We start from the raw sequence: 23,464 nt of genomic DNA on the forward strand, positions 1-23,464 counted from the left end.
GTACTAACAAGTACCTTTTTCCCCAGAGCGGGCTCCATGAGAGGGGGCGCGCTGCCTCCATTCCTATGGCCTGCGCGTACGGCAACGGCGCGTGTCCTATGCGAAGAGGGGAAGGGACTTCCGCCCGATATTTCAAGCAATTGTCTGGGTAGTGCTCTCGAGGCGTGCTTACCGGCTTGTCTCCGGCCCGACTAACCCTCGGAAGTCGACGGAGGGTGCCGACGAACTATAGATTTATAGATCGGCCAGTTCGGAGAAGGGGCACGCATGGCGCGGGGTGGGCCTGAGGCGATGTCGAGACTGTGCCTGTCAACGCGCAAACTGCTGAAGGAGACGCTGTGAAGGGGCGCCCGAGGCAGCGAATTGCTCCCAATTTGAGAACAAGACGCGTAAACCCAGATCACTTTGTTCTCGTGACACATTTTGAGGCTTTCGGGTTGCTGGCGGTCTACGCCTTTGCGGTGGCCTACGCTGTCGCCGTGCCCGTGTTTGGGCCTGTTTTGGCGACGCGGAGCTTTGCGGCGAGTTCGCAGACTCTGGCGAGGTTTGCTTGGTCCGAGCCATTCACCGTCTTGGGCTTGCTCACGGCTCTAGCCATAGCTTTCCAGGTCACCGCTCACGGGCAACGCTCCGTTCGATCGCACCAACTCGCTTTAGAGGACCGGCGCGTATGGGTGCTCACACAACTAAGCGCATGCATGGGCGCCGTTACGGCCCTTGGATCACTCCTCTCAGCCGGTGTGGGCACGGCGACCCTCCTCACGTGGGGTGACCGGTCCGCTGTCGCAGCCGTAGGCATTGTGATCGCCTTCATATTCGTAGATGCCAGCCGTGTATCCGGCCGCTTGACCTGGCTGCGACGCGCGGCTGCGCTAGAGCGCAAGCATCAGCGGCTAGCGGATCAACGAGTCCTTCTGCAATCGCAGTTGCCCCCCTCGGGCATATTGGTTCAGCAAGTCGCCATTCCATTGACCTTCGGCCTCGGTGTCGCCTGGGCCACGATCAGCATCCAGGCTGGACCAGCATCCGTGTTGTCCATAAGCCTTTTCTTGGGAACGTGCTTGGTAGCGAGTGGACTGCTTGCCGTCGTGACGTGTGGCGTAGCGCTTCTGTCGGTCGAGATGAGGACCTATGGCGTCGTCGTTGGATTGCTCGGCGGACTGGGCACCGCAGCCCTCCTTGTTGCGATCTTGGTGCCTTTGGCTCGGGACACCGCGGCTGCAATTCCAGCGTTCTGGGTCACTGTGGTGGCCCTTCTTCTCCTTGGGCCAACTGCCGGTGTCTTTTCGCTGCTAGGGATGACGGCGAGAAATCCCTACCTTGCTCGCGTCGGCGCCCCCGGCCTGATTCGCCTAGGCGCCATTCGTATTCTGTCTTTGCGTGCAAAGTTCGCTGAGGACCGGCTCAGAACCATCCGAGCGTCCGCGCCCCGCTGAGTTACGCACTCAACGGCATCGTTAGGTCTCGCTGCATGAGAGGGAACCGACCCTTGGGGTCTGTTTAAGCAGCCACAATCGTTCGTGCGCTGGAATCAGGGAGGCCGAGGCGGTCCGTGCCGGGGATACATCCTCTGCTACATCTGACCAAGCGGTTCAACGCTCGATCGTCGACACGGTTGGCAAGATGATCGGATGCACCGGAGCGCGATGAGCACGCAAAATGCCCTACCCGGACTCAGGGCCTGTCTCGAGGAGCTGATTTGGGACTCCCGCAGTGGCTTTATGTGCTGATGCCTTAGATGCGGGGACGTATCGCATTGCTGGTCACCAGTAGGAGTGTGGGGCGAGCCCGACCAGAGAGATCGAGTTCGACCAAAGAGGAAGCCGCCGACGTTGCGGAGCCTTCCCCGCGCCCCGAGGCATGCAAGGCAGCCACTTGAGTTTGCCGTAGCGGCAAGGAATGTAGCGGTGGGGACCGTCGGCTTCTGCGCTTGTACTTGCGCATTCCAATCCAGAACCGTCCTCGTTGGGGCTCCGTCGTCACAAGCCTCTTCGACGTCTCCCCGCGTCAGCTCACGGGGCCGGAGCCCCAGCTCGCCTTGAAGCGGGGTCCTTGTCGTCACACTCCATCCTGGATCACGGTCGCGCGCATCTCGTCACTCGCCCGGCGTTAAGCAAGCAATGCATGAGTGGAGTTGCGTCGAGCTTGGCCCTGGCGCACGTGTCCGCTTGACGCCAGACTCGAAGGACAGTTAAACCCTCGGCCCGACATGCAAAGCGGCTCTACGAAACCCTCCTAGTCCAGCCCGGACCAACCTGCTCCTACTCCCAGAGGAACGAATGTCTATCAAATACAGGCTCATAGCCGACTTCGCCGGCCCAGACGTGGTTGACGTCGCCTTGGCGTCCTTTGAACGGTGGATTTCTGAACGAAAGGGCGTCGCTGCGGATTTGTCCTTGCGTGGGCGCCAATCCCCACGTGAAGGAGTCGAAGTGTCTGTGGAGGACGGAGGCGCCTCGGAATCTCGGATTGTTCGGCTAGGTCTGCATGAGGAGACGATCACGGGGCGCTGGTCGACGACGCTGACCGCCATGCACGCGGCTTCTGGGTCTTGGGTGTGGCTTGACCTGGAACACGTTAGTGAAGACCCCTGGGGAGCAGAGCCTGTCGTGCAACCACCGCGGCTCGTTCACTATCTCCTCGAGTCAGGTCAGCTGCGCCTGGGCCCGGTCATTTTCTGGCCCGTCGTTCAGCAGGTAGCAGACCCGAACGCAGCACGCTCCGTTGCCGAGCTGGTCCTAGATGAAACTCGAACCTCGCCACTTGTGGTGATGAGTCATGACTATCGAGCGACCGACGCGGAGATCTCTGACCGATCGAAGATCGTCGGACGCCAGTTGGCGGGCATCGCACCCGTTTTTGTCCTCGACTCGGCGTCGACGACTGAATTTAACGAGCAGCTCCCAGACATGCTCAGGACATTCGGCGGAGCTGCTCGGACTTATTTCCCGTCCATGGACGACGTCAGGTCGCCGCTGTCTCGTCACCGTGTCCTCGGGTCGAAATGGTTCGCCAATCCGCGCCGAGCCGCTAAGACAATTGCTGCCCCTCTGGTTCTCCGGAACTTGGCCGCCCGACCGCCCGCGTCATACCGAGAAGAAGGCAGGGCCCTCATCAGGCCCACTGACACTGACGCCTCCCTCGATCAGCTTCTGGCTGAAACGGTTGCCGCAGAGGCCCTCGCGGACGCGGCCGCGGCCGAAAGCTTGCGGCTGCGCGAGGATCTCGACTGGTCGGCTGAAGTCATGCGCGACATCGAAGTGACCATTGACAACCAAGCAGCCCGAATCCGCTATCTGGAGGCACAGCTGTCTGAGGCGGGCAGGTATTTGTCGGATGTGCCAACCCCGGCTCAATACGACGGCGTACAAATCGACAGCTTCGACGACGTCATTTTTGCGGCCCGTGCGCAGCTGCCACGACTCGTTGTTGGTGATGTCGAGCACGGCGCAGACGCTCTTGACCAGTACGCACAATCGTCTTCGTGGGCACGACGAACGTGGCAAGCGATGCTCGCTTTGCAAGCTTATGCGGAGGCATCCTCCGGCGGATGGACTGGCGATTTCAAAAGTTGGTGCCGTGAGCCGAAAGACTCGGCTTCCGCAGTCGTCCAGGAATCCTGGGTTGCTCTTTTGGAAAGCAGTACGGTCGACAACAATCCCAAGTTCCGATCAAGCCGCGTTTTCGGCGTGCCCAAGGACGTCGATCCTGATGGGGAGGTCTACATGGCATCGCACATCAAGATTGTTCAGGGCGGGCGACCGGCACCGAGGGTGCATTTCTGGGACGACACGAGTGGCACGGGAAAGATCTACGTCGGCTACGTTGGCCCCCACCTTCCTAACGGGAAGACAAATTAGCAACGATCTCCCGACGCGTCTCGGCCGCTCATGTTGCCGGCAGCGTCACCAGCACGTGAACCTATGTCGGTGTCGACCGGCAGGCCACCCCCGATAGCCGATCCCTGAGGGACGCGCCGGAGTGCTTTCGCGCTGTGCTCGGGCATGCCAGCATACGGAGGTGATGTTCGACGAAAGCTTGGTTGCGAAAGCCCTTCGCGCGATGGTCTCGCCGCCACAGGGGTCGCGACTAGCCGAACTGGTCATCAAGAACGACGCGAAGAGTCGGAGTAGAGCTTTCCGGTTACTGAGCCATCTCGACACATTCGAGCCACACGCTGTCAGGCCAACGCCGCCGTCCCGAGTCTTCGACGACGTGGTGGCTCTGGCCCGGACACACGGCTTGGCAGACAAGGTGCATGTGATCTCTGAGATCGCGGATGTAAACCGGACCGTCTTGTCTCTCGCGGAGATCAGGGACGTCATGACCGGAGACGGTCGCGTCTCCCTCGCGGTCATTCAGCCGATGCTGGCTGTGTACCAAGGGGAGAGCTTTCATTCGACTCTGCTGCTGCACGTCGCTGTTGATCACTTTCGCCGGGAGTAGCTACGGTACGGCCCGGCGAGGACACGAAAGGCACTTGATGGAGCCCATACGGTCTGAGGCCGGCAGGGAGTGAGCTGTCGTGCCCGATAGGGGATCGTTCACTGAGATCAGTTTCGGACTGACTTCTCGACCTAGCCGGAGCCTTGTAGCTGCGGGGGAGCGGCTAGCTTCCGCCGGTGGCCCTTCAACTGAGCCCTTGCTCACACACTTGGGTCCCCGAGATGCAGCGCTCCGGAGGTGGCCGGCCATGTCTTCTACAAACGCCTCATTTCCAGAACGGTGGCCCTTTCATGAAGAACGCGAACCTCGACGAGATCCTGAGCAGGAGCCGCCCGGCGACTGCCGAGAACGATCCGGACCTCCTGGTCCTCATTGCGCCGATGTCTGCCGCTGCACGCACCGAGGCAAGGGACGCGCCACGCAGAACGACAGGGCTCCGTCGACCAAGACGGCCTCTGCTCGCAGTGGCGCTGGGAGGATCGCTGCTCCTCGGAGCTGGCGCCCTCGTCGAGAGTCTGCAGCCGGACTACGAAGCTCATGCCACGATCGCCTTCGCTCTCCCCGGCGACCCGTTCATCGACAACGGTGACAGCGCACCGACCAGGTGCCTGGCCGAAGTTCGCTTCGATGTCTCAAGCGGTACGGCAGCCCAGGACGTGGTGGAAGAGGCTGTCGAGGGTAGCGACTGGTCAGCGCTCGAAGCCCGACTCGCAGCCCTCGTGCAGACTGACCGTGGCGAGACCGACCTCAGCCAGAGTGTCGTGACGACCCTCGACACAGGCATCCGCTCGACACTCGATCCCCAGCTCGTGGGCTCTGCCCGATATGGCGGCGTCTCCCTGACATGTGGGGTCACCGAGTGACCCTCGGACGGAGTGCCGCCTCGACGAGACAGACCGGAGACAGGCAAGCACGCGTGACGGCAGTGATCGAGGCGACGTCAAGAGATCTGCTCGGTTACTTCTTGCGCAGGGTCCGCTCGGCTGAGGACGCAGCCGACCTGCTCGGGGAGACGCAGTTGGTCGTCTGGCGCCGCGTCGATCAGCTACCCGGTGAGCCGCTCGAGGCCCGCTTGTGGATGTTCGGCATCGCTCGCCGGGTTCTTTCCACGTACCGACGCGCCGGTGCCCGTCGGATCGCCCTCGCCGACCGGCTCCGGCAGGAGATCGAAGTGCGCGGTTCTGTTGCTCAGCCTGTAGGCGATGGTGAGGAGCTGCGTGCTCTGTTGCTCAAGCTGAGCTACCTCGATCAGGAGATCATCCGCCTCGTGCATTGGGAGGGCTTCTCCCTCGCCGAAGTCGCGACCATCTTGGATAAGAGACCGGGAACAATTCGGAGCCGTTACTCGCGCGCGCGCACGTCTCTTCGTCAAGCCATCGACGATCAAGGCGATGACATCTGATTCCGGCCCACAGACCATCCGGCCAAGCGCCCTGCTGCCGCCCGATAGAGGAACGTCGAACGAGACACCAATGAGCACGTGTTCGGTCTCGGACTGTGGGTGCTGCGCGCCGCGGGTCGATCTGCCGTGCTTAGAGCGGGCCAGGCCCGAACCAGAGGGCCGGCAGAGACGCAGTGAGCAATAACGCAGCCACGCCTAGGCTCACGACTCCCGGAGATCGCCGTGCTTCGTGTCGTACCGAACCGGCGATCGAGAGGCCGCTGGACGTGGCGGAGAGGATGCCGACGGGCACCCAGGCCGCGAGGAGGATCGGGTACAGGAACAGCCAGCCTTCGTGGTGCCAGAGAGCGACCGGGGCCCACATCGTGGCGTAGAGACCGGCGTAGGTGACGAGAGCAACGAGCGTCACGATGCTCGACGCGACGGCAAAGGGACTGCCAGCCTGTGGGTTGTCGCGCGGTTCGCTCGCCTGGCCAGGCCATACCGGGGTGGTCGTCAGGGTCGGAAGCTAGCAGCCCCGAAAGCTGGGTCAACCGCCATGCGACGGCTCGGGCGTTGCGGCGGCGGTCTTGACGAGTGCTCGCAGGATCGATGGGTCGACGGACCCGAGGACTCGAGCGCTGACACGCCCCTCGGGGTCTAAGACGAAGGTCGCCGGGGTCGCATTGGGGGCCGTCTTGCCGGCGAAGGCGAGCTGGACGCTTCCGGTGTTCGCGTCGATGGCGGTCGGGTACGTGACGTCGAATCGTCGCGTGAATGCGTCGGCAGTGCCGGGCTGGTCTTTGACGTTGACGCCCAGGAAAGCAGCATCGTCGGCTACTGAGCGCCTCGACCAGTTCCGTCTGCCCGTTGCCCTGCACCCCGGCGATGGCCAAGACCTCACCCCCCCGAGACGCGGAACGAGACATGATCGACCACGGCCTGCCCTGACGCGTCGAGCACGACGAGATCGTTGACCTCGAGAGAATCAGCGCTGAAGGTAGGGGCGTTCTTGCTCACGGTGAGTTGCACGGAGCGTCCGACCATGAGGGAGGCAAGTTCGGCATCCGAGGCGGTGGGCTCGGCCTCGCCGATGACGCGGCCAAGCCGGATCACTGTGATTCGGTCGGCGACTTCGCGGACCTCGCGGAGTTTGGGAGTGTGGCTTCAGCGCCATCCACACCCCCTTTGCGGAACTGCACGTCTGGGCACCGTTCGGCTACCGTGGCGATATGAGTCCCAAGGTGATTGCCTCCCCGCCATTGCTTCGGAGCGTGTCGGCGACCCCCGACTACTGATGCCCAGCGACGTGCCGGCCGTCCCTGAGGAGCGCGTCGCGATCGCAGGCGACTGGCACTCGAGCGGGTACTGGGCTCGTCGGGCCCTCAAAATGCTCCATGATCAAGCGCCGGACGTGCGAACGGTGCTTCACCTCGGTGATTTCAACCTCACCTCGAACACTCCCTGGACTGCATTTCGTCGAAGTGTCGTCGAAGCCATGGAGACGAACGGCATCGAACGCATCCTGGTGACACCGGGCAACCATGACGACTGGAGCCAACTCGGGCCGCGCTTCGAACTGCATCCGCAAGAGCCATACCGCCTCCCCAAGACACAGACGGTTTCGTTCCTACCTAGGGGGTATCGCTTTCAGATAGGAGGACGAACTTTCCTCTCTCTCGGTGGCGCCGCATCACCCGATCAGGAGAAGCGAATAGAAGGTCGGGATTGGTGGGGGAACGAAGAGCCCACGGAGTCGGATGCCGCCCGCGCGCTGGCTGGCGGCACTGTGGATGTGATGCTGGCGCATGAGGCGGTCGACCTGGGCACGCGACTCGTTGACGCCGCCATTTCCAAACCGAACCGGCGTCTCTTCAGCGAAAAGGGTCTGAGTGCTTCTCGGCGAAGCCGTGCCGTTGTTACGGGCGTCTGGACCGAGCTTGCGCCCGCCCGGCTCTTTCACGGACACATGCACATAAGGGCCGAAGGGCACTTTCCTGATTCAAGAGCTGTCTACTCCCTAGCCGCAAACAACTCGCCAGGGAACATCGGAATTCTCGACCTCAAAGATCTGACCTGGTCTTGGCTGGACTAGTCCGCTAGTCCGCAAGCGTTGAGCCGCGGAACGGCTTTCGCACGAGTCGCTCCGATCTACGGATTTATGGATGCGTCCGTCTCGGCACGGCTTATCGACGTCACCCAAATTTTCCCATAAGACGGGGGCCCGGAAGTCGTGGTGGCGAGGCGATTCAGAATTACCCGACGCTTCTCGCACGGAACCCCGGCTGACCAGGCTCAGCCATCGAGCTGGCAGAGGCCCGGGGGTTACTTTCAGCGTATAAGTAACTGTTACTCTTCAAGTATGAATGCCTCTGCTGTTGCCAGGCGTGTCAACGACATCGCGGCCTGCCAGTGGGGCATGGTCACGACCGCGCAGGCGCGTCTTCATGGCGTCGCCCGGGCGAATCTTGCTCACCGTGTCCGAACGGGCGAGCTTGAGCGAACCGACCACTACGGTGTCTACCGCCTAGCCGCCACCCCCTCGAGCCCCCTAGACGATCTCCGCGCGGCCTGGTTGTCAACGAACCCCGCGGCGCTCGCCCCTGAACGTACAGCGGCGCTGCGTCCGGACGCCGTCATCGCCTCCGCGGCCGCGGCGATGGTCCACGGAATCGGCGACGTGTACCCGGCCCCCTACAGAATCATCGTCCCGGGCCGCCGCCAGAGCGCCAAGGGTGTGCTCGCCTACTCCTGGCGTGCCCTCGACTCGTGCGACGTCGAAGTCGTTGGCGGCCTGCCCGTCACTACTCGCGAAAGGACGGTCGCCGACCTGTTCGTCGACGAAGGCGACGTTTCCATCGCAGCGGATGCTCTGCGTGACGCGCTGCGCGATGAATACGACCTCGACGAGGCCCGCCTGGCGCAGCTTGTCGCTCCACATGCGGAGCGAATGGGGCAAGCCCCGAATGACGGTATCGGTGCTCTCGCGAATCTCATGGTGGTGGCGGAAGTGGATGCCGTGTCTCAAGCGAGCCGAGCTTTAGACCGAGTTATCAGCTCCAAGACTCCGCTGCCGGGGGTCGAGGTCTTCCTCAATAAGGTCGTCGCCAGCCTGCCCACCCTGGTTGCGGCGGCGCAAGTGATGGAGCCCGCTTGCCCGACAAAGAGGCTTCCGCTCTAGCCTTCACGCGCGAGACCCTGCGCCTTCTTCTGTTCCTGAGCTGACGCGAGTCCGCATGACGCTGGCGACTTTTGGGCAGGGTACTGCGCCATGAAGACGCCACTGATCTCATTCTTGGGCGCTGGGCGCGCGACGCTGATAAGTCTTCGGCGCTGACCTGACCTGACGTTCACGGCTACGAGGTGCATCCGCGATCCCACGTCGCGGTGGGCAAGGAGATTCGCATCGTCGAGCCCCCCATGAGTGTCAGCCAGGGGGTGTTGCGGGGGTCTTCTATGACCATGTCGAGGCGTGCTTGAGACCCATTTTGTGTGTCGAGCACTTGTGGGTAGGCGCCCGGGCTCGAGGCCACCAGGAGCCGCGAGCCGTCAGGGCTCCAGCTTGCCGAGCCGACCAGCTCATCTCCGTCGAAATGATCCATCTTGTTATCGAGCAGACTGATGGTTGGGATTCCGCTGATTTTGCCGATCAGGCGTCTGGTGACTCGGCGCGAGGTGTCGTCCATCCGAGGTGAATTGAGCGGCGGGACCTGACTGGTTGTAGCCAATGGGGTCGTCGACGGAAAACTTGGAGGCTGACCTCTTCACGGTCAGGGTGTACTCCGAGCGCGTTAGACGACCAAGGGCGGCTTCCGTCATCGCCAGGTCGAGTCTTTCGCCGCTCGGTCCAGGCGACTTTGGGATGGACCCCGGTGTCTGGCGCGACGATTGTCCCGTCAGAAGATCGTGCTTAACGTCCTCTGCCTCACGAGGTTCCAACCCTCGGGCGCGACGCTCGAAATGGGAGGATTGTGCCCCTCGGATCGAGGGTGGCGGACGGAAGATGAACGACCTTCCTATCGCCAATGTTTGTCAACTCCAGCAGTACACCACGGGGGTCCCAGGCCCAAGCACGGCCCATGCCCCAGATCGTCCAAGGAACGGGGCTGCCGGGTCGGCCGGCTCGCGTTCTCGTTGCGCAGGGCCAACCTGCCTCGTCTCCGTCTTGGCCCATCACTTCCAAGTTCCTCATCTTTATTGCCTTATCGTTTCCGGGACCGCAGCCATCTGTATTGATTTGGCTCTTACCGGCGTCCGGGTCAGATGAGTCCTAGTGCCTCCGGATGCTCCATGACTGCCCGGGGCGCCCAAAGCCAGGGTGCCGCGCTGCCCGCAGGAAGGGGGAGCCGGAAGGCCCGCTGTTTGACCACATGGCCCGAGTCGATGTCGACAGCGTGCAGGGCGATGACTCGCTGTCGTCTCGTAGAGATCAGAACGTGCCTTAGGTCCAACCAACCTCGAACCGCAGCTCCGTCCAGGTTCGAGTCAAGCTGAAGTGCTGTGGTCTCGCCTGTATCAAGGTCGTAGACGGCCAGACGGCTTTCTCGTGACTCGAGGGGCTGACGTCGCTCGCCCACGAGGTATCGGCTGTCTGGGCTCCAAGCGCTAGATCCAGATGACACAAAACCGTCGCGCCGTGTCATCGACCCGTTCGCCAGCTCGACGACGGCAAGGCTGCCCGGATGGCCAGCACCGTGGTCAAAACTGACAGCGATCCGTCGCCCGTCGGGAGAATATTGGACAGGCCGTCCTTCGCGGATACTTCCGGGAATGTCGTCGAAAGCAAAGTCCGCCGGTTTGCCCTCGAGTAGAGGCTGCGGGAGGCTGGTTTCATCTCGGCGCACGTGCATGATTGATCGGGTCGGTCGAAAGTCGATCCAGTCGATGTGCTCGACGCGACACTCTTGGCCTCTCTGGCCGTAGAAAGGTTCCGTCGAGGGCGGTAGTGGCTCGAGTTCCTCCTCTCGCCCTGACAGAAGATCTAGGGCGAATCTGGCTCGCGGTGAGCCTGGCAGCGCCAAGACGCAGGTGTAGAAAAGCAAGTCTCCGTCGCTTGACAGGTCAAAGTCGAAGCTAGCTCTAGGAGTCCGGAACGGGCTACTAATCTTGACCAAACCGGCCTTTGGCTGCCAGCCCCAAAGGTCGGTGGGTCCGGGGATGGCGAAAAGTACCGGACCCGTCAACTCGCGGTTCGTATGCACGCCGGGAGTGCCTGCCATCTCGTCATCCCTTCTTCGACCGTTCCGCCAGTGTGCCAGGGGGCGCGATGGGCCAGGACCCCCTCTTGGGGGATCGCACGACGAGCTGGGAATCCCCTAAGAATTGCACGTGGGCTCCATGAGGGTGCCTTGCGAGGGGATGCACATGTCATGGATGAAGCTGCGGTCTGCGACCGCTCTAGTGTTAGCGGCGGCAGCGGTGTTGGGGGGTCTCGTCGCAGTCGAGCCAGCTTCGGCCGCCGACAGCATCCGAGACTGCAACGACCTCAACGCTCAACTCACCGCGAGGCAGCAGATCTGCGTCAATGGCGCGACTGTCGGAACCCGCGGGAGATTTTCTGATGCCTGCCTCGCTCAGGTCGACTGGTCCAGGGAAAAGAACTATGCCTACGAGAACGGGACCTGTTCGACCGTTGACGGCAAGGTTCAGGGCGAGCGAATTGCCCAAGCACGATTCATTCAGTACCTCGATCTGAAGGACCTTTCGAACTGGGGTCTCGAGAGCTTGCAGCCTGGCCACTCACAACGCGCCATCCACCCTGGCGCACAGTGGGAAACAGTCTCGAAAACAGACCCCGGCAAGTACGCCGACGTCATCAACTACAAGCCCGACTTCTACGGGGCAAGCAATCCCTCGACAAAGCCCATGGACCTCTGGGAACTGAAGGTTGCCACCGGTACTACGAAGAGTCGCGAGAAGGTTCTACAGACGGCCGCCAAGGAGGCGGAGCAGTACGCGGAGACACTGAAGAATAGTCAGGGTCAGAACCGGTCGCAGTCACTCTGGAACTCCATCAGGGCAGCCAACGCGGAGGCCTTCACAGACACCTTTTCCGTCAAAAAGAGCGACTGCAACGACCGTGACGCCCGCGGGAACTTTGTAAAAACCGAGACCAGGCACCGCTTCGACGTCTCCCAATCGAGTGAGCATGCAGGGGCGATCGTTGTCGAACGCACCGTCGAGAAGTACGACTGTGAGGAGGGCAAGCGACGCGACAATGACGTCGACCAGACCGAGGAGCCGTATTCGATTGGCCAACCCAACACGGTTGACCTCATAACAACGGCCATCGTCTGTGCACTGGCTCCGGGGATCTGCGTCCCTTCAGAGTCGGTGGAACAACCGGCGGAGAAAGTTCCGGCCTTCTCTCGGTCCGAACTGTTCGCCACAGATGCCACGGGGGTTGCGTATTGGCGGGAGAAGGGCCCCGAATACTGCGCAGCTCTGGCATCAGCGGAACTGACGAAAAACATCACCCACACCCCGGTTGCGCACGCGTGCGACGACGCGATCAATTTTCCAGACCTCTTCAAGAACGCAAGCTTTCTAGCCTTCCTCAAGACTTTGGACGTGGCCTCGCTTCGTGTCCTGCTCGACGTCCTGTTCGATTCCTACGACCAGGACGGCGCGGACAACGTCTCTACTCCAGCACGCGTGAACGGTGACCCCCACCTCGTCACTCTCGATGGGCTCAATTACGACATGCAGTCCGTAGGGGAGTTCGACCTCCTAGCAGTACCCGAACGCGCAATCAGTGTGCAGGCAAGATTCGCGGCCGCTGGGACGCAATCCAGCGTCGTTACGGTCGTCACGACTTGGCGCGACCAAACCGTCGAAATGCACGCAGACGGAACCGTGTTGCTGGACGGCGAGCCAATCACCATTGCGCCCGGCACGGGGATCACCATCGATGAAGAGGACCTCGGATACTTCCTCAACGACAATGGCACCTACCGCTTGGCCTGGCCCGCGGACGAGGAGACAGGTTCCCCCGTGGAACTGTCGTGGCAGCCGATCAACGCTGCCCTGGGCAGCATCGGGGTGCAAGTGCCTCCAGGGGTTCCGACAGTCGGACTCTTGGGAAACAACGACGGTGACCCCCTCAACGACCTCCGAACTCGCACCGGCGTAGCGATCGACGCCTCGAACGCGGTCGACATCCATGACGCCTACGCGGACAGCTGGCGAGTCCGGAGCGCCAGCTCCGACTTCAGCTACGGGCCAGGGCAGTCCACGGCGTCGTTCACGGACCGATCCTTCCCGCAGCAGATCCAGACGACTGGCGACTTCCCCATCAGCGAACAAGTGAGCGCACAGCAGGCCTGCGAGGCAGCCGGTGTAGTCGCCGGCCCCGCATTCGGAAACTGTGTCCTTGACGTGCTCGTCACGCGCAACAACGACTTCGCAGTCGCATTCGCCGGGGCGACCGAATCATCACGGTCGGCCGACGACAAGGTGATGAGCACCGACGGCAAGCTCAGCGAGACATTCGCCGCGAACACCATCGCACCCAACTTCAGCCCATTGCGAGTCTCTCAAAGTCCAGAATTCGGAACTGCTGCGGGACCATTCGGTGGAGCCGAACAATACCGATTCCACATTCCGGACTTGCCGAAGCACGACGAAGTCACTGTCTCTTTCGACCTGCTTGCATTCGGGCAGTGGGATACCGCGGACGCAGTGGCGCTCCGCATCGATGCACAGACCGCAGCACCAGTAGACCTGTCGACCGCCACTCTCGGGGTGCTCAGCGACGGCACACCGGTGCGCACGACGCGCGTGTCGCTGCCCTTCGAGCACTACCGCGATCTGGTCAGCGTCGCCCTGGCCGGCTCTGGCCTGTCTGGGCCACAGCGTTTCGCTGTGGACAACATCGAGGTGTCTGCTCGGGTGGTCGCTCCGCAGAACTTCTCAGTGCAGTTGCAGCCCGGGATTAGCGCTGAACTCCGGGCGCCTGCCCTTGCCGCAGGCTCAGGCGTTCTCGAAAGTTGGGGGGCTCGGGACCAGTACGCAACTAACTTCAACCACCAGGATGTTCTTCTCGACTGGCAGACCCGCTCGTCAACCATCAAGTGGAGTGTTGCGAACGCATCTACGGGCAAGATCGTGGCCAGCGGACTGAGCGGAGACGGCAACCAGCGACTGCGCAACCTGAACGGTACGTATGTCGTGACTGTCGAGGCGAGTGGCGAAATCCAGCCCACTTCGGAGGCCTACTCGCTGAACCTCCTCGTCACGCCCGAGGCAGAGCAGTTCCAATTCGAACTGCCCGGGCCCGTCCAGCTACCGTTGGACCTCCCCTCGCCTGCGGTTGCGAATGGGGCAGGGGCTCTCGAGACAAAGCTCTCGACCGACCTCTACGACTTCACGGTCAAGGGGACAAATCGTCAAATCACGATCGATCCGACTCTTTGCCCGTCCCTCAACTACCGGCAGCGACTGAGCTGGACGCTTCTCGATGCAAACCAGACCGTTGTTGACAGTGGCAATTGCTGGACCAGGACGGTCACCGGGTTGAACGCCGGCGACTACAGCTTGCGGGTTGACCCGGAGCGCGAGGCCGTTGGCGCTTACCGCATCACCGTGACGCAGGCAGGTCCAACCGTCGCTTTCTCGCCGCCCCCTGCCGAAGCATCGAACAAGCGCAGTCAGACGCTGTCTTTCAGTGGCTCTGATGACGCCCAGTCGTTCCAGTGCGCCTTGGACGCACCCTCTTATACGGGGCCGTTCGCACCCTGTGCGAGTCCTGCGACGTTTGGCGACCTCGCCGATGGCGATCACACAATTCAAGTCCGGGCAAAGGACTCGGACGGCAATTTGGGTCCAGCGATTAGGCACCATGTGACCGTCGACACTCTCGTACCGAACTTGCGGATCACGAGGAAGCCGCCTGCGCAATCGAACATCAACGGGCCAGTATTGGAATACTCCGCCGACAAGCAGGGCATGACCTACCAATGTTCGTTGGTGCCGGTAGGGGCTGCCCCGAGCTTGTCTGACTGCTACGGTGCCTCCGTCTACCGTGACCTTCAGCATGGGACCTACCGCTTCACTGTCCTTGGGACGGACTGGGTTGGAAACGAATCCACGGTTTCTTATGACTTCATGGTCGACCTCGAACCACCGGTCATCACCCTGACGCCTGCCAGCAACCTGACCAGCACCGCATCGCCGCAGTTCACCTTCACCGCGAATGAGACAGCAACCTACGAATGCTCGCTCGTGCCAGTCGCGCAGCCGGACACCTTCTCGCCGTGCGCCTCGCCGAAGCAGTACTCAGGTCTCACGGACGGGACTCAGTACAGGTTCCTCGTCAAGGCGACGGACGTCGCTGGACAATGGGCGGCCCGCGGCGTGACCTGGACGCCCTACGCCACGCCCCCTAGCGTGACCATCACCTCAAAGCCCGCGGGATCGAGCACGAACGCCGCACCAGCATTCGCCTTCACCTCGAACATGGTCAACCCGACGTTCGAATGCTCGCTGGAATTGTCAGCCCAGGCCAGTGCCTTCACTCCTTGCAGCAGTCCAAAGAGCTACAGCGGGAAGGCTGCTGGGACCTATAAGTTCGTCGTCAAGGCGACCGACGCGAGCGGGTCATGGGTCTCCAGCAGCTACCAGTTCGTCATCACGGCACCCAGCGGCGACACACAGGCTCCGACGACTCCCGGTACAGCCTCGGCAGTCATTTCTCCTGCTGCAGCCACCCTAGGAGCGGACACGGATAATCCCGCCGCGGGCATCCCCGTTCGTATCAGTTGGTCTGCGTCCTCGGACAATGTTGGCGTTGCCGGGTACCAATTGCAGTACTCCACAAACGGAGGCGCGTTCACTGTCGCTGGGAACGTGACTGGAACGTCCGTGACGCTCAACGTGCCCGCAGGCACCTCAACCTGGCGATACCAGGTACGTGCCTACGACACGGCCGGCAATTTCAGCACCGCGTCGACCGCCTCGACAGCCATCACGCTTGGCCTAGACCAAGAGACCGTGACCAGCCGAGTCTCGTTCGCCGGAACCTGGACGACAGCCAGCGCTGGGGCCAGCTCGGGAGGCGCGACGAAGTACGCCACTGCATCAAGCGCATCGGCAACCTATAAGCCTGCGACCGGGACTAACCAGATCGCCGTCGTCATGGCAACTGGGCCCGCGGCGGGACGAGCAACCGTTGCGATCGACGGTGGGACGGCAACCACCGTCGACCTCTACTCCTCGAGCCCGGGAGTCAGGAGCATCATGTTCAGTTCGGCAACACTGTCCGCCACAGCTAGTCACACCGTCGTCGTCAAGCCTCTCGGCACGAAGAACAGCGCCTCCTCTGGCACCCGAGTCGACATTGACGGGTTCCTCACTCGAAAGTAGACCGTTCTGGAAGCGCCCTAGGAATCACCATTTCCTGGGGCGCTTCCTTCGAGCCAGACTCAAATGCATCACGATCGTCGTCGTCGTCGTCGTCGGCTGGCTGGCTTGCTGATGCCCACCTGGGCCTTCGAGCCGATCGGCCCCCTGGCCCATGTCCTTGAGGCGACCCGGACCTGCCGCAGAGAAAAGGTCCCTCTGTCGTGTCTTCTCCGACACCTGGCCGGTTTCACCCTGCAGGGTGGCGCCGGCGAGCTGGCCCCAGATTCTCGTCACGCCGATACCTTTTCCACTCCTCCTACGGGGCCAGTCGACTACCGGGTGGAGGCCAAGTCCGCCCTCGGGTGAGGAAACTGCAAGGCTTCAGTCGAGGGCCCTGTGGCAATTCCTTGCCCGTCAACTGCGCGCGGGACCAGCTGGCCTTCGGCGCCTCGTCAGCTGCCCTCCCCTGAATGAGGCTCGCGACAGTACCTGCGCTTTCGGTAGTGTCAAGTTGATGAGTTTCTCGACGGACGTGAGGCGGGCCCTGGAGCAGGTGTCGCTACGTCGATTGAGGTTGGGGATCGGCCGCCCGTTTCCCTGGATTCAGGGTATGAGAATGAAGGCACCGCAAGGTGGTGGCTATAAGCCCACGGCGCCCGCGGGTGGTGTGGCGGCCACATCTCAGATGACCTGGCAGGAAATTCTTCACAGGCGTCTTACGGGAAATTTTGCAGGCATGTCTCGCTCCGACAAGACTGAAGAAGCGGAAATCGAGCTGTTCGTAGGAGCCCAGCACGTCTACTACGGGATCGGGAAGAACTCTCCTGATTTTGGAGACTACGTGGCAGTATTCGCGCCCATCGAGGATGACAGTCTCGGCGGGCGGGTTGCCCCTTTTGACACGGGAGGAATCGCCCTCCGGCACATCCCTCTCAACGATCCCAGTGTCGACCTCCCGTTAGATGTGGTTCGCAGGCACAGTATGTCTCTGGACAGTCACCAAGAGGTGTTCCGGGCGTGGATCACGAGGGCGTTTGATCCTCCGGCCGTCTATCTCACCGACGAACCGGCGGTCGTCCCTGCAGAACCCTTCGCCCCGGAGGTCTCCATGGCGGGGCACGCGGACGTCAGACGGTGGGGATGGGAAGGACGTCTCCCTGCCGTTGCCACCGATGCACGGCATCTCAGGGCCCAAAGAGTGTATTTTCGCGATGACTACCTCGCGCGGTACCGACGCTGGCTGACAAACGGGAGCCCCTTAGGACCGAAAGCGGGGGTTGCTCACGCCCGTTTCATCGGTCACGTTGGCCGGACAGTCTTAGACCCTTACAACGCCATGACTTCTGATCTCTACAAGAGGAACTTCAATGGATGACCCGAAAGTCGTCGGATTCGCCGCCGACCTTCTTGGTAACGAAAAGGCTATCTTCACGGCTGATCCTGTCCTCGAAGCCGACGAGCGCTTATGCATTTCCATCGCAGGCCGGCACAGTTCCGGCTCGCTTCGACCACTGACTGAGCACGCCGAATCCTATGTTCACAGGTTGCGTTCTACTGCGCCCATTTGGCATCAAGACGGCCAAATCGTAGCTCTGATCGGGCCCCAGCTGAAGCGACTCACCGAGGGCGTACAAGGCCTGAGCGACGCGTCGACCCAGCTAGCAGACTGGCCCGGCGCAGCTCGGGGCTTCGCTTGGCACGTCTTCGATCACAGTGCTTTTTACGCTTTCCGCATGAACGTCCGGAAGACGGTGCGGCCGCTCCTCATCGAGGCACTCCGTGACAAAGTCGAACTTCATAATGGCGACGCGAAAGCGTACTTCGACCTTTATTCGGAGTTCTCGCCGTCAGAGGACCTCGATTACTTCTTGGTGCGGGGATTGTTTTTCCAGCAGATGGGTGACCATCATGCGCTGGATCTCACCGCAATCTTTGCCAGAGACGAGCTGCGAGAGGTTAGGAGCGAGCGCCACTTTAGACGCCTCCTTCGCAAAGAGACCCAACGCCTGAACGAGACACGCCTCGACAGTGTCGGCAGCAGTCGTGAGGGTGCCCAGTATCGCCCGGGCGTCTTTGTGCGGACAGCCGGTGTGCACACCTACGGGCGCGGCGTACGCTTCGAGGCCCCGGTCCGGCTCGCCGAGGATCCATTCTTCGAGAACACCCGCCATGCAACCCGCCAAATGAACCCCGAACTCAATGGGTCAAGCAACCGAAGGAATGTGACCAATGGCGCACGGTGACCCTCAAGACGCGGACCAGACCGGCGAAAGTGACGCGCCGGAACTGTCCGAGAAAGAGGAGCGGTGGCAACGGTACAGAGAAGCCGCCCGTGAGCCGGAGTACGCCAGCAGGTTACAGGCGGCCCTCGGCGAATGGACAGCGGAAGAAAAGTTTGAAGTGGGCCAGCTGGTCCGTTGGCGGCAATGGCTCCGGAACCGGCAGTACCCTGACGCAGATACGCCGGCCATTGTTGTTGGTTTCCCAGACTCGAAGCCGGTAGAACGCCACGACGACGCTGAGCTAGAAGACGACGACATCCTGCTGGGTTTCCTTGATGGCGACCGAGAATTCCACGTTTTCAGGTTTACGTCGAGACGGTTCACCGCCTGGTCTGAGTAGGTATTTGAAGGATGGGGATGTCGACCTCGCGTCCAACACGTGCCGTTCCCCCGCTGGCAGGGATCCGCCCCGACGGAAGATAGCGACACATGCGGGCGGTTGGGTACCGACAGGGCGGCGAGGCCTGGCGCGTGCGCACCTATGCCGCTGGACGCTCCAAGAACACTAAGAAGGCGGGGGAGCGGCTGGTGGGCCGCCTGCCGTTCGTGCCTGTCCGGGACGAGACCTGCCCGGAGTAGAAGCTGCTTGCAGTGGTCTGGGCACTAATGGCACAGGGAGGCATCACCGAGTCGGAGCGGCTCGTTGTCCCCAAGGCATGCTTGAACAACCTGAGCAAGGCGACCTTGTCGTTGTCCGCGCAAGGCAGGCACAGAGCGCGCCCAGGTGTGCAGCCTAGATGACCCAAGCAACATCGAGGGGCGGCCAGCTTGAAGCGTGCGTCGGCACCGGCGACACACGCCTTACGCTTCACTCGGTCGAGACGAGGACGGAAACGTCCTCGTGAAAATGCTTGGATGCTTCTTCTGTGAAGGAGGACCCTACTAGCGGCTTGCCACTGCACAAGGTCGTCGCCGGCCTCCCATAACTAGTCGGGCATCGGGCGGTCGTGCTAGGTCGAGCGTTGGACCGTGTCCTTTGACGGCTCCTGGCTCCTGCTGGCGGTAGAAGCGACAAGGACGCGAAAGGTGCTCGCGTGTCCATTCAGTCTTCACAGCTAGTCGCCTTCGCTTCGATCCCGCGACTGCGCGACTCGGCTGCCCTTCATCCGAAAAAGACCGTAGCTAGAAAGTCGCTCGCGTCATCCCGGCCGCCGATCCTCAACTTGAACTATCAACGCGCCGTGCGCGGGGGACCCTGAGACGCCCTGAGCCCGTGGCTGAACGTAGATGCCTAGCCCAGGTAAAAGCCAAAATGCGAACTGAACATCACGACATTGAATTGCCCGCGCGGGTGGTTTCTAAGGGTGAGTGGCCCGCAAACCTACGAGAAGGTTTTTTTGCAAGCTGCCCCTGGGGCATGGGGTGTCTTTCAATGCCTTAGCTTTCGCCTTGGGGGCAATGCGCTGTGACTTGGCGCAGTTCGGGCTCACCTAAATCACCGGCGCTGCGTCTCTATACGGGCCGTCGTGTGTTCATCGTCAGATCACGACTCATTGGGGTTTCGTTGTCCACTCTTGTTCGTACGCACCGAGGGCGAGGGTTCGCAGCGAAAGCTGCCCTCGTCGGTGTTACGTGTGCTGCCCTCGTCGGCGGCGTTGCACAATCCGCTTCCGCAGCTCTTCCTTCGGGCCCGAGCACGACCGGTCTCACCGGCTCACGGCCGTCCGCCACGACCCTGCCGTTCCCGATCAGTGACCAGGTCCAGGCCAGCGTCGACGTCGCCACCGGCAACCTCCTCGTCACCACCGCCGGGCTTGCAATGCCCGGGGTGAACTCCACCATCCCGATCGGGGCTTCCTACAACTCCCTCGGCTGGCAGACCGGCGCCACCGCCACGGTCGCTGCGAACAAGTGGTCCATGGGCCTGGCGTCCGCCGGAACCTTGGCGCTGAACGGTGCCAACGTCGTTTACACCGGCGCCGACGGCGCCACCTGGAACTTCATCCCCGCCTCTGCGACCGCGTACGCGTCGCCGGCCGGATTCAAGCAGGACCTCGTCAAGACGCCTATCGGGTACACCCTGACGGACCGCACCTCCCGTCAGGTCGTCACTTTCGACGCGGACGGCAAGGCCCTGAGCGTGGCCGACCGCAATGGCAACGCCACGAAGATCACCTACACGAGTGCCGGTCAGCCCGAGTCCCTCGTGTCGACCGCGGGTGTGATTGGGACGCGTACTGCTGCGTTGGTTTACAACCCGAGCACCTTGCAGTTCACGGCCACGCAGACCGGTGACGGCTCCAACGCCAGGAGCGTGAAGTACCTGAAGGACCCGTCGTCGAACCTCACCTCGATCGTCGACGCTGAGGGCAACACGACGTCGTTTGCCTATTCGGGGACGGATCTGACCTCGATCACCTCGACCACGGGCGCTGTGACGACGTTCTCCTACGACGCCACTCACGCGGTGACCCGTGTCGACCAGCAGAACACCACCGCAGGCTCGCCCGGCACCTCGACTACCCGCCTGGCCTACACCTCCTCCACGGAGACTCTGGTCGCGGGCCCGAACACGGACACGGCCGCAGCCGTGACCGCAGTGCCTCGGACGACTTACACGATCAACCCCGCCCAGGAAGTCGTGACGAAGGCTGTCGACCCGGCCGGCCGTGAGCGCTCCGCGACCTACACCGGCAACGCCGACACCGAGTCCTCGACCGTCGGCCAGGCCGGCGCCAGCACTTCCGGAACGACCACCGGCACCTATGGTGCGAACACAGGTGAGTCCCTCACCAAGGTCGCCTCCCCGGGAGGTGCGTCCTCGAGCACCACGTACGGCTCGACCGCTGCCACGGCCTACCTGCCCGCATCGACCACGGACGACGCCGGCAACCAGAGCCTAAAGACGTTTAACGGTGCCGGGAATCAGCTCAGCAACTCCGATGCCTCCGGCGCGCAGGCGGCACTTACGTACAACACCGACGGCACCGTGGCCACCGCGACCGCCCCCGGGAATGGCGCCAACAAGACCGTCTACAGCTACAACAACAACCACCAGCTGACCGGCATGACCCCCGTCACCGGGAGCAGCCTCGCCGCCAAGGCGTACACCTACGACTCCTTCGGCCGGATGGCTTCTGAGACCGATGGTCGCGGCAACACCACCCGGTACACCTACGACAAGCTCGACCGTCTCCTTCGCACGGAGATCATCGGCGGCCCCACGCAGGTCGACACCTATGACAAGGCTGGTCGGGTCACCAAGAGCGTCAGCGACACCGGCACGATCACCAACACCTTTGACCAGCTCGGACGACAGCTGTCCACGGTTAACTCTGCCGGTGGCGGCACGGTCAGCTACACCTACGACAAGGCAGGCAACCAGCGCACCCAGGTCGACTCCTTCGGCACGTACACCAACACCTACGACGCCTCGAACGTCCTGACCGCGACGACCTACCCCAAGGGTGGCAAAACCGCGCAGATCCAGTACGAGACCGACGCCAACGGGCGCCGCACCGGCACGTGGCTGCAATCCAACGCTGCACACACCGTCTGGGCAGGCAAGGAACTCACCTCCTATGACACGTCAGGCCGAGTCAGCAACCTGAAGGCATGGACCGGGTCGGGCGACACCAACAACACCGCCGTCTACGACACCACCTACTGCTACAACACCACCAGCCCCGCACCCACCTGCGGCACCACAGCAGTGAACGACCGCCAGAAGATCCAGTGGTCCAGGGACAACCTGACCGGCCAGGTCACCACCTACAGCTACGACACCCAGGGCCGCGTGACCCAGGTCGCACAGGCTGGCGGCACGGGCGCGAACACGTACGCGTACACCTACGACGCCCGAGGTAACCGCCTCACCGCGGTCGTCACCGGTGCCACCCCGTCATCGCAAACGCTGACGTACAACGCCGCTAACCAGATCACCTCCGCGGGGTACGCCTACGACGGGGCCGGGAACCTCACCGCGAACCCGACAACGGCGTTCACCTACAACTCAGCGCAGCAGATGACCAAGGCCGTCAAGGGCGCCGTCACCAGCAACTACACCTACGCCGGCGTCAACCAGAAGGCCGTCCTGTCGCAGGGGGTCTCCAGTGGTGTCAGCTACAACGCGACCTACGGCAAGGCGGACCAGAACGGCAATCCCACGATTGTCAAGTACACCGGTGGCACCTCTGGTGCCCACGTGTACTCAGACCCCAGCACCGGCCAGGCCCTGATGCTGACCACCTCGTCAGACATCTCCGCCCTCTACGTCTGGGACGGCCTCGGCAACCCCGTCGGCCTCCTGACGGACTTCTCCACCAACTCCTTCTCTTACGCCTACGACCCCTACGGCACCCGCGCACTCACCGCCGGCGGAACCGGCAACGGAGCAGGACAGAACCCGTACTCGTTCAAGTCCGGTATCCAGGATCGCGCTACGGGGCTCGTCAAGTTCGGGCTCCGCTGGTACGACGCCACCGCCGGTGCGTGGACCCAGCAAGATACTCTTGATGCACCTCTCGATCCGAGCAACGGGAACCGTTATGCATTTGCGGCCAACGACCCCGTCAATTACTCGGACCCGACAGGGGCAAACTGCTTCTCCGCAGCCGGAACAGCGGCCCTCTCCCTGGGGCTTAGCGTTGCGGCCACCGCCGGGCTTGCAGCCTCCATTGCTGCAACGATCACGACCGCTGGAGCAGCAACGCCGGCAACCGTCCTCGCCGTGATCGGCTACTCGAGCGCATCGGCATACACCGTCCTAGCGATTGGAACAGCGATCAACGTATGTACCTAAAAACTGGACTCTCGTCTCGACTTCGATTGGCACTCGGGCTCATCTTCGTGATCGGAGGGATTGTCGCCCTAGTCATTCCCGGCTTCGAATGGCCGAGACTTTTCCTGGTCGCGATGTGCGCCGTCTTTGGCTTCATTTTCCTCCGATCCTATTTTCTGGACCGGCGTGAATCTCGAAAGGATTCACACTCCTGAGCGCTCGCCAGGCCCGGGTTCATTCCTGATTAGTTAGAAGAGAGACCCCGCCCGATGGGCGGGGTCTCTTTTACATGTC

13 protein-coding genes and 1 pseudogene are annotated in these 23,464 nt (G+C 62.3%); 11 read left to right on the forward strand and 3 right to left on the reverse strand.

Going from position 1 to position 23,464, the window contains the following annotated elements; translation table 11 throughout:
- The first annotated feature begins 2,432 nt into the window (after window positions 1-2,432).
- The 4 genes from IFT79_RS13355 to IFT79_RS13370 all read left to right on the forward strand — a co-directional run bounded on the left by IFT79_RS13355 (window position 2,433) and on the right by IFT79_RS13370 (window position 5,848).
- Window positions 2,433-3,860, forward strand: coding sequence for a hypothetical protein (locus IFT79_RS13355; RefSeq protein ID WP_192124648.1), 1,428 nt, complete (start codon window positions 2,433-2,435; stop codon window positions 3,858-3,860).
- Window positions 3,861-4,020: 160 nt separating this feature from the next.
- On the forward strand, window positions 4,021-4,446 hold the full coding sequence (locus tag IFT79_RS13360) for a hypothetical protein (protein ID WP_192124649.1): 426 nt from the start codon (window positions 4,021-4,023) through the stop codon (window positions 4,444-4,446).
- Between the two features lie 290 nt (window positions 4,447-4,736).
- A complete protein-coding gene (locus tag IFT79_RS13365) occupies window positions 4,737-5,309 on the forward strand; it encodes a hypothetical protein (protein ID WP_192124652.1) in 573 nt (190 codons plus the stop codon).
- Window positions 5,310-5,362: 53 nt separating this feature from the next.
- Window positions 5,363-5,848 carry a sigma-70 family RNA polymerase sigma factor gene (locus IFT79_RS13370; RefSeq protein WP_192124654.1) on the forward strand — a complete coding sequence of 162 codons (486 nt, stop codon included), beginning with the start codon at window positions 5,363-5,365 and terminating at the stop codon, window positions 5,846-5,848.
- An 821-nt stretch (window positions 5,849-6,669) separates the two neighbouring features.
- Here the strand turns inward: IFT79_RS13370 and IFT79_RS13375 are convergent.
- Window positions 6,670-6,988: pseudogene (locus IFT79_RS13375) on the reverse strand (heme ABC transporter ATP-binding protein); the annotation flags it as partial.
- Between the two features lie 136 nt (window positions 6,989-7,124).
- Between IFT79_RS13375 and IFT79_RS13380 the strand changes: the two are divergent.
- Both IFT79_RS13380 and IFT79_RS13385 read left to right on the forward strand, forming a co-directional pair.
- Window positions 7,125-7,922, forward strand: a complete 798-nt coding sequence (locus IFT79_RS13380; protein WP_192124656.1) for a metallophosphoesterase — start codon at window positions 7,125-7,127, stop codon at window positions 7,920-7,922.
- A 267-nt stretch (window positions 7,923-8,189) separates the two neighbouring features.
- Complete coding sequence (locus tag IFT79_RS13385) at window positions 8,190-9,008, forward strand: type IV toxin-antitoxin system AbiEi family antitoxin domain-containing protein (RefSeq protein ID WP_192124658.1); 819 nt, start codon at window positions 8,190-8,192, stop codon at window positions 9,006-9,008.
- Window positions 9,009-9,183: 175 nt separating this feature from the next.
- Here IFT79_RS13385 and IFT79_RS13390 read toward each other — a convergent pair whose 3' ends face one another.
- Entirely contained in the window at window positions 9,184-9,513 is a 330-nt protein-coding gene (locus tag IFT79_RS13390; protein ID WP_192124660.1) for a hypothetical protein, read from the reverse strand.
- A gap of 1,678 nt (window positions 9,514-11,191) precedes the next feature.
- On the opposite strand from IFT79_RS13390, the gene IFT79_RS13395 reads away from it, so the two are divergent.
- On the forward strand, window positions 11,192-16,189 hold the full coding sequence (locus IFT79_RS13395; RefSeq protein ID WP_192124662.1) for a VWD domain-containing protein: 4,998 nt from the start codon (window positions 11,192-11,194) through the stop codon (window positions 16,187-16,189).
- Window positions 16,190-16,213: 24 nt separating this feature from the next.
- Here IFT79_RS13395 and IFT79_RS13400 read toward each other — a convergent pair whose 3' ends face one another.
- A complete protein-coding gene (locus IFT79_RS13400; protein ID WP_192124664.1) occupies window positions 16,214-16,462 on the reverse strand; it encodes a hypothetical protein in 249 nt (82 codons plus the stop codon).
- Between the two features lie 220 nt (window positions 16,463-16,682).
- On the opposite strand from IFT79_RS13400, the gene IFT79_RS13405 reads away from it, so the two are divergent.
- The 4 genes from IFT79_RS13405 (at window position 16,683) to IFT79_RS16740 (ending at window position 23,191) form a co-directional block, all read left to right on the forward strand.
- Window positions 16,683-17,543, forward strand: coding sequence for a hypothetical protein (locus IFT79_RS13405; RefSeq protein ID WP_192124666.1), 861 nt, complete (start codon window positions 16,683-16,685; stop codon window positions 17,541-17,543).
- Window positions 17,536-18,411 carry a hypothetical protein gene (locus IFT79_RS13410; RefSeq protein WP_192124668.1) on the forward strand — a complete coding sequence of 292 codons (876 nt, stop codon included), beginning with the start codon at window positions 17,536-17,538 and terminating at the stop codon, window positions 18,409-18,411. Before IFT79_RS13405 ends, IFT79_RS13410 begins: the two co-directional genes overlap by 8 nt.
- Window positions 18,398-18,790, forward strand: coding sequence for a hypothetical protein (locus IFT79_RS13415; RefSeq protein WP_192124670.1), 393 nt, complete (start codon window positions 18,398-18,400; stop codon window positions 18,788-18,790). The genes IFT79_RS13410 and IFT79_RS13415 overlap by 14 nt, the downstream gene beginning before the upstream one ends.
- A gap of 1,428 nt (window positions 18,791-20,218) precedes the next feature.
- On the forward strand, window positions 20,219-23,191 hold the full coding sequence (locus IFT79_RS16740; RefSeq protein ID WP_192124672.1) for an RHS repeat-associated core domain-containing protein: 2,973 nt from the start codon (window positions 20,219-20,221) through the stop codon (window positions 23,189-23,191).
- Window positions 23,192-23,464 lie beyond the last annotated feature (273 nt).

Origin of the sequence: Frigoribacterium sp. CFBP 8759 (assembly GCF_014841655.1) — a bacterium.
GTDB lineage: Bacteria > Actinomycetota > Actinomycetes > Actinomycetales > Microbacteriaceae > Frigoribacterium.

What these genes read in the sequence shown, in the direction of transcription:
- IFT79_RS13390 (WP_192124660.1), bottom strand. Translation starts at nt 9,513, where the DNA reads ATGGACGACACCTCGCGCCGAGTCACCAGACGCCTGATCGGCAAAATC.
- IFT79_RS13380 (WP_192124656.1), top strand. Translation starts at nt 7,125, where the DNA reads ATGCCCAGCGACGTGCCGGCCGTCCCTGAGGAGCGCGTCGCGATCGCA.
- IFT79_RS13385 (WP_192124658.1), top strand. Translation starts at nt 8,190, where the DNA reads ATGAATGCCTCTGCTGTTGCCAGGCGTGTCAACGACATCGCGGCCTGC.
- IFT79_RS13395 (WP_192124662.1), top strand. Translation starts at nt 11,192, where the DNA reads ATGTCATGGATGAAGCTGCGGTCTGCGACCGCTCTAGTGTTAGCGGCG.
- IFT79_RS13365 (WP_192124652.1), top strand. Translation starts at nt 4,737, where the DNA reads ATGAAGAACGCGAACCTCGACGAGATCCTGAGCAGGAGCCGCCCGGCG.
- IFT79_RS13405 (WP_192124666.1), top strand. Translation starts at nt 16,683, where the DNA reads ATGAGTTTCTCGACGGACGTGAGGCGGGCCCTGGAGCAGGTGTCGCTA.
- IFT79_RS13415 (WP_192124670.1), top strand. Translation starts at nt 18,398, where the DNA reads ATGGCGCACGGTGACCCTCAAGACGCGGACCAGACCGGCGAAAGTGAC.
- IFT79_RS13410 (WP_192124668.1), top strand. Translation starts at nt 17,536, where the DNA reads ATGGATGACCCGAAAGTCGTCGGATTCGCCGCCGACCTTCTTGGTAAC.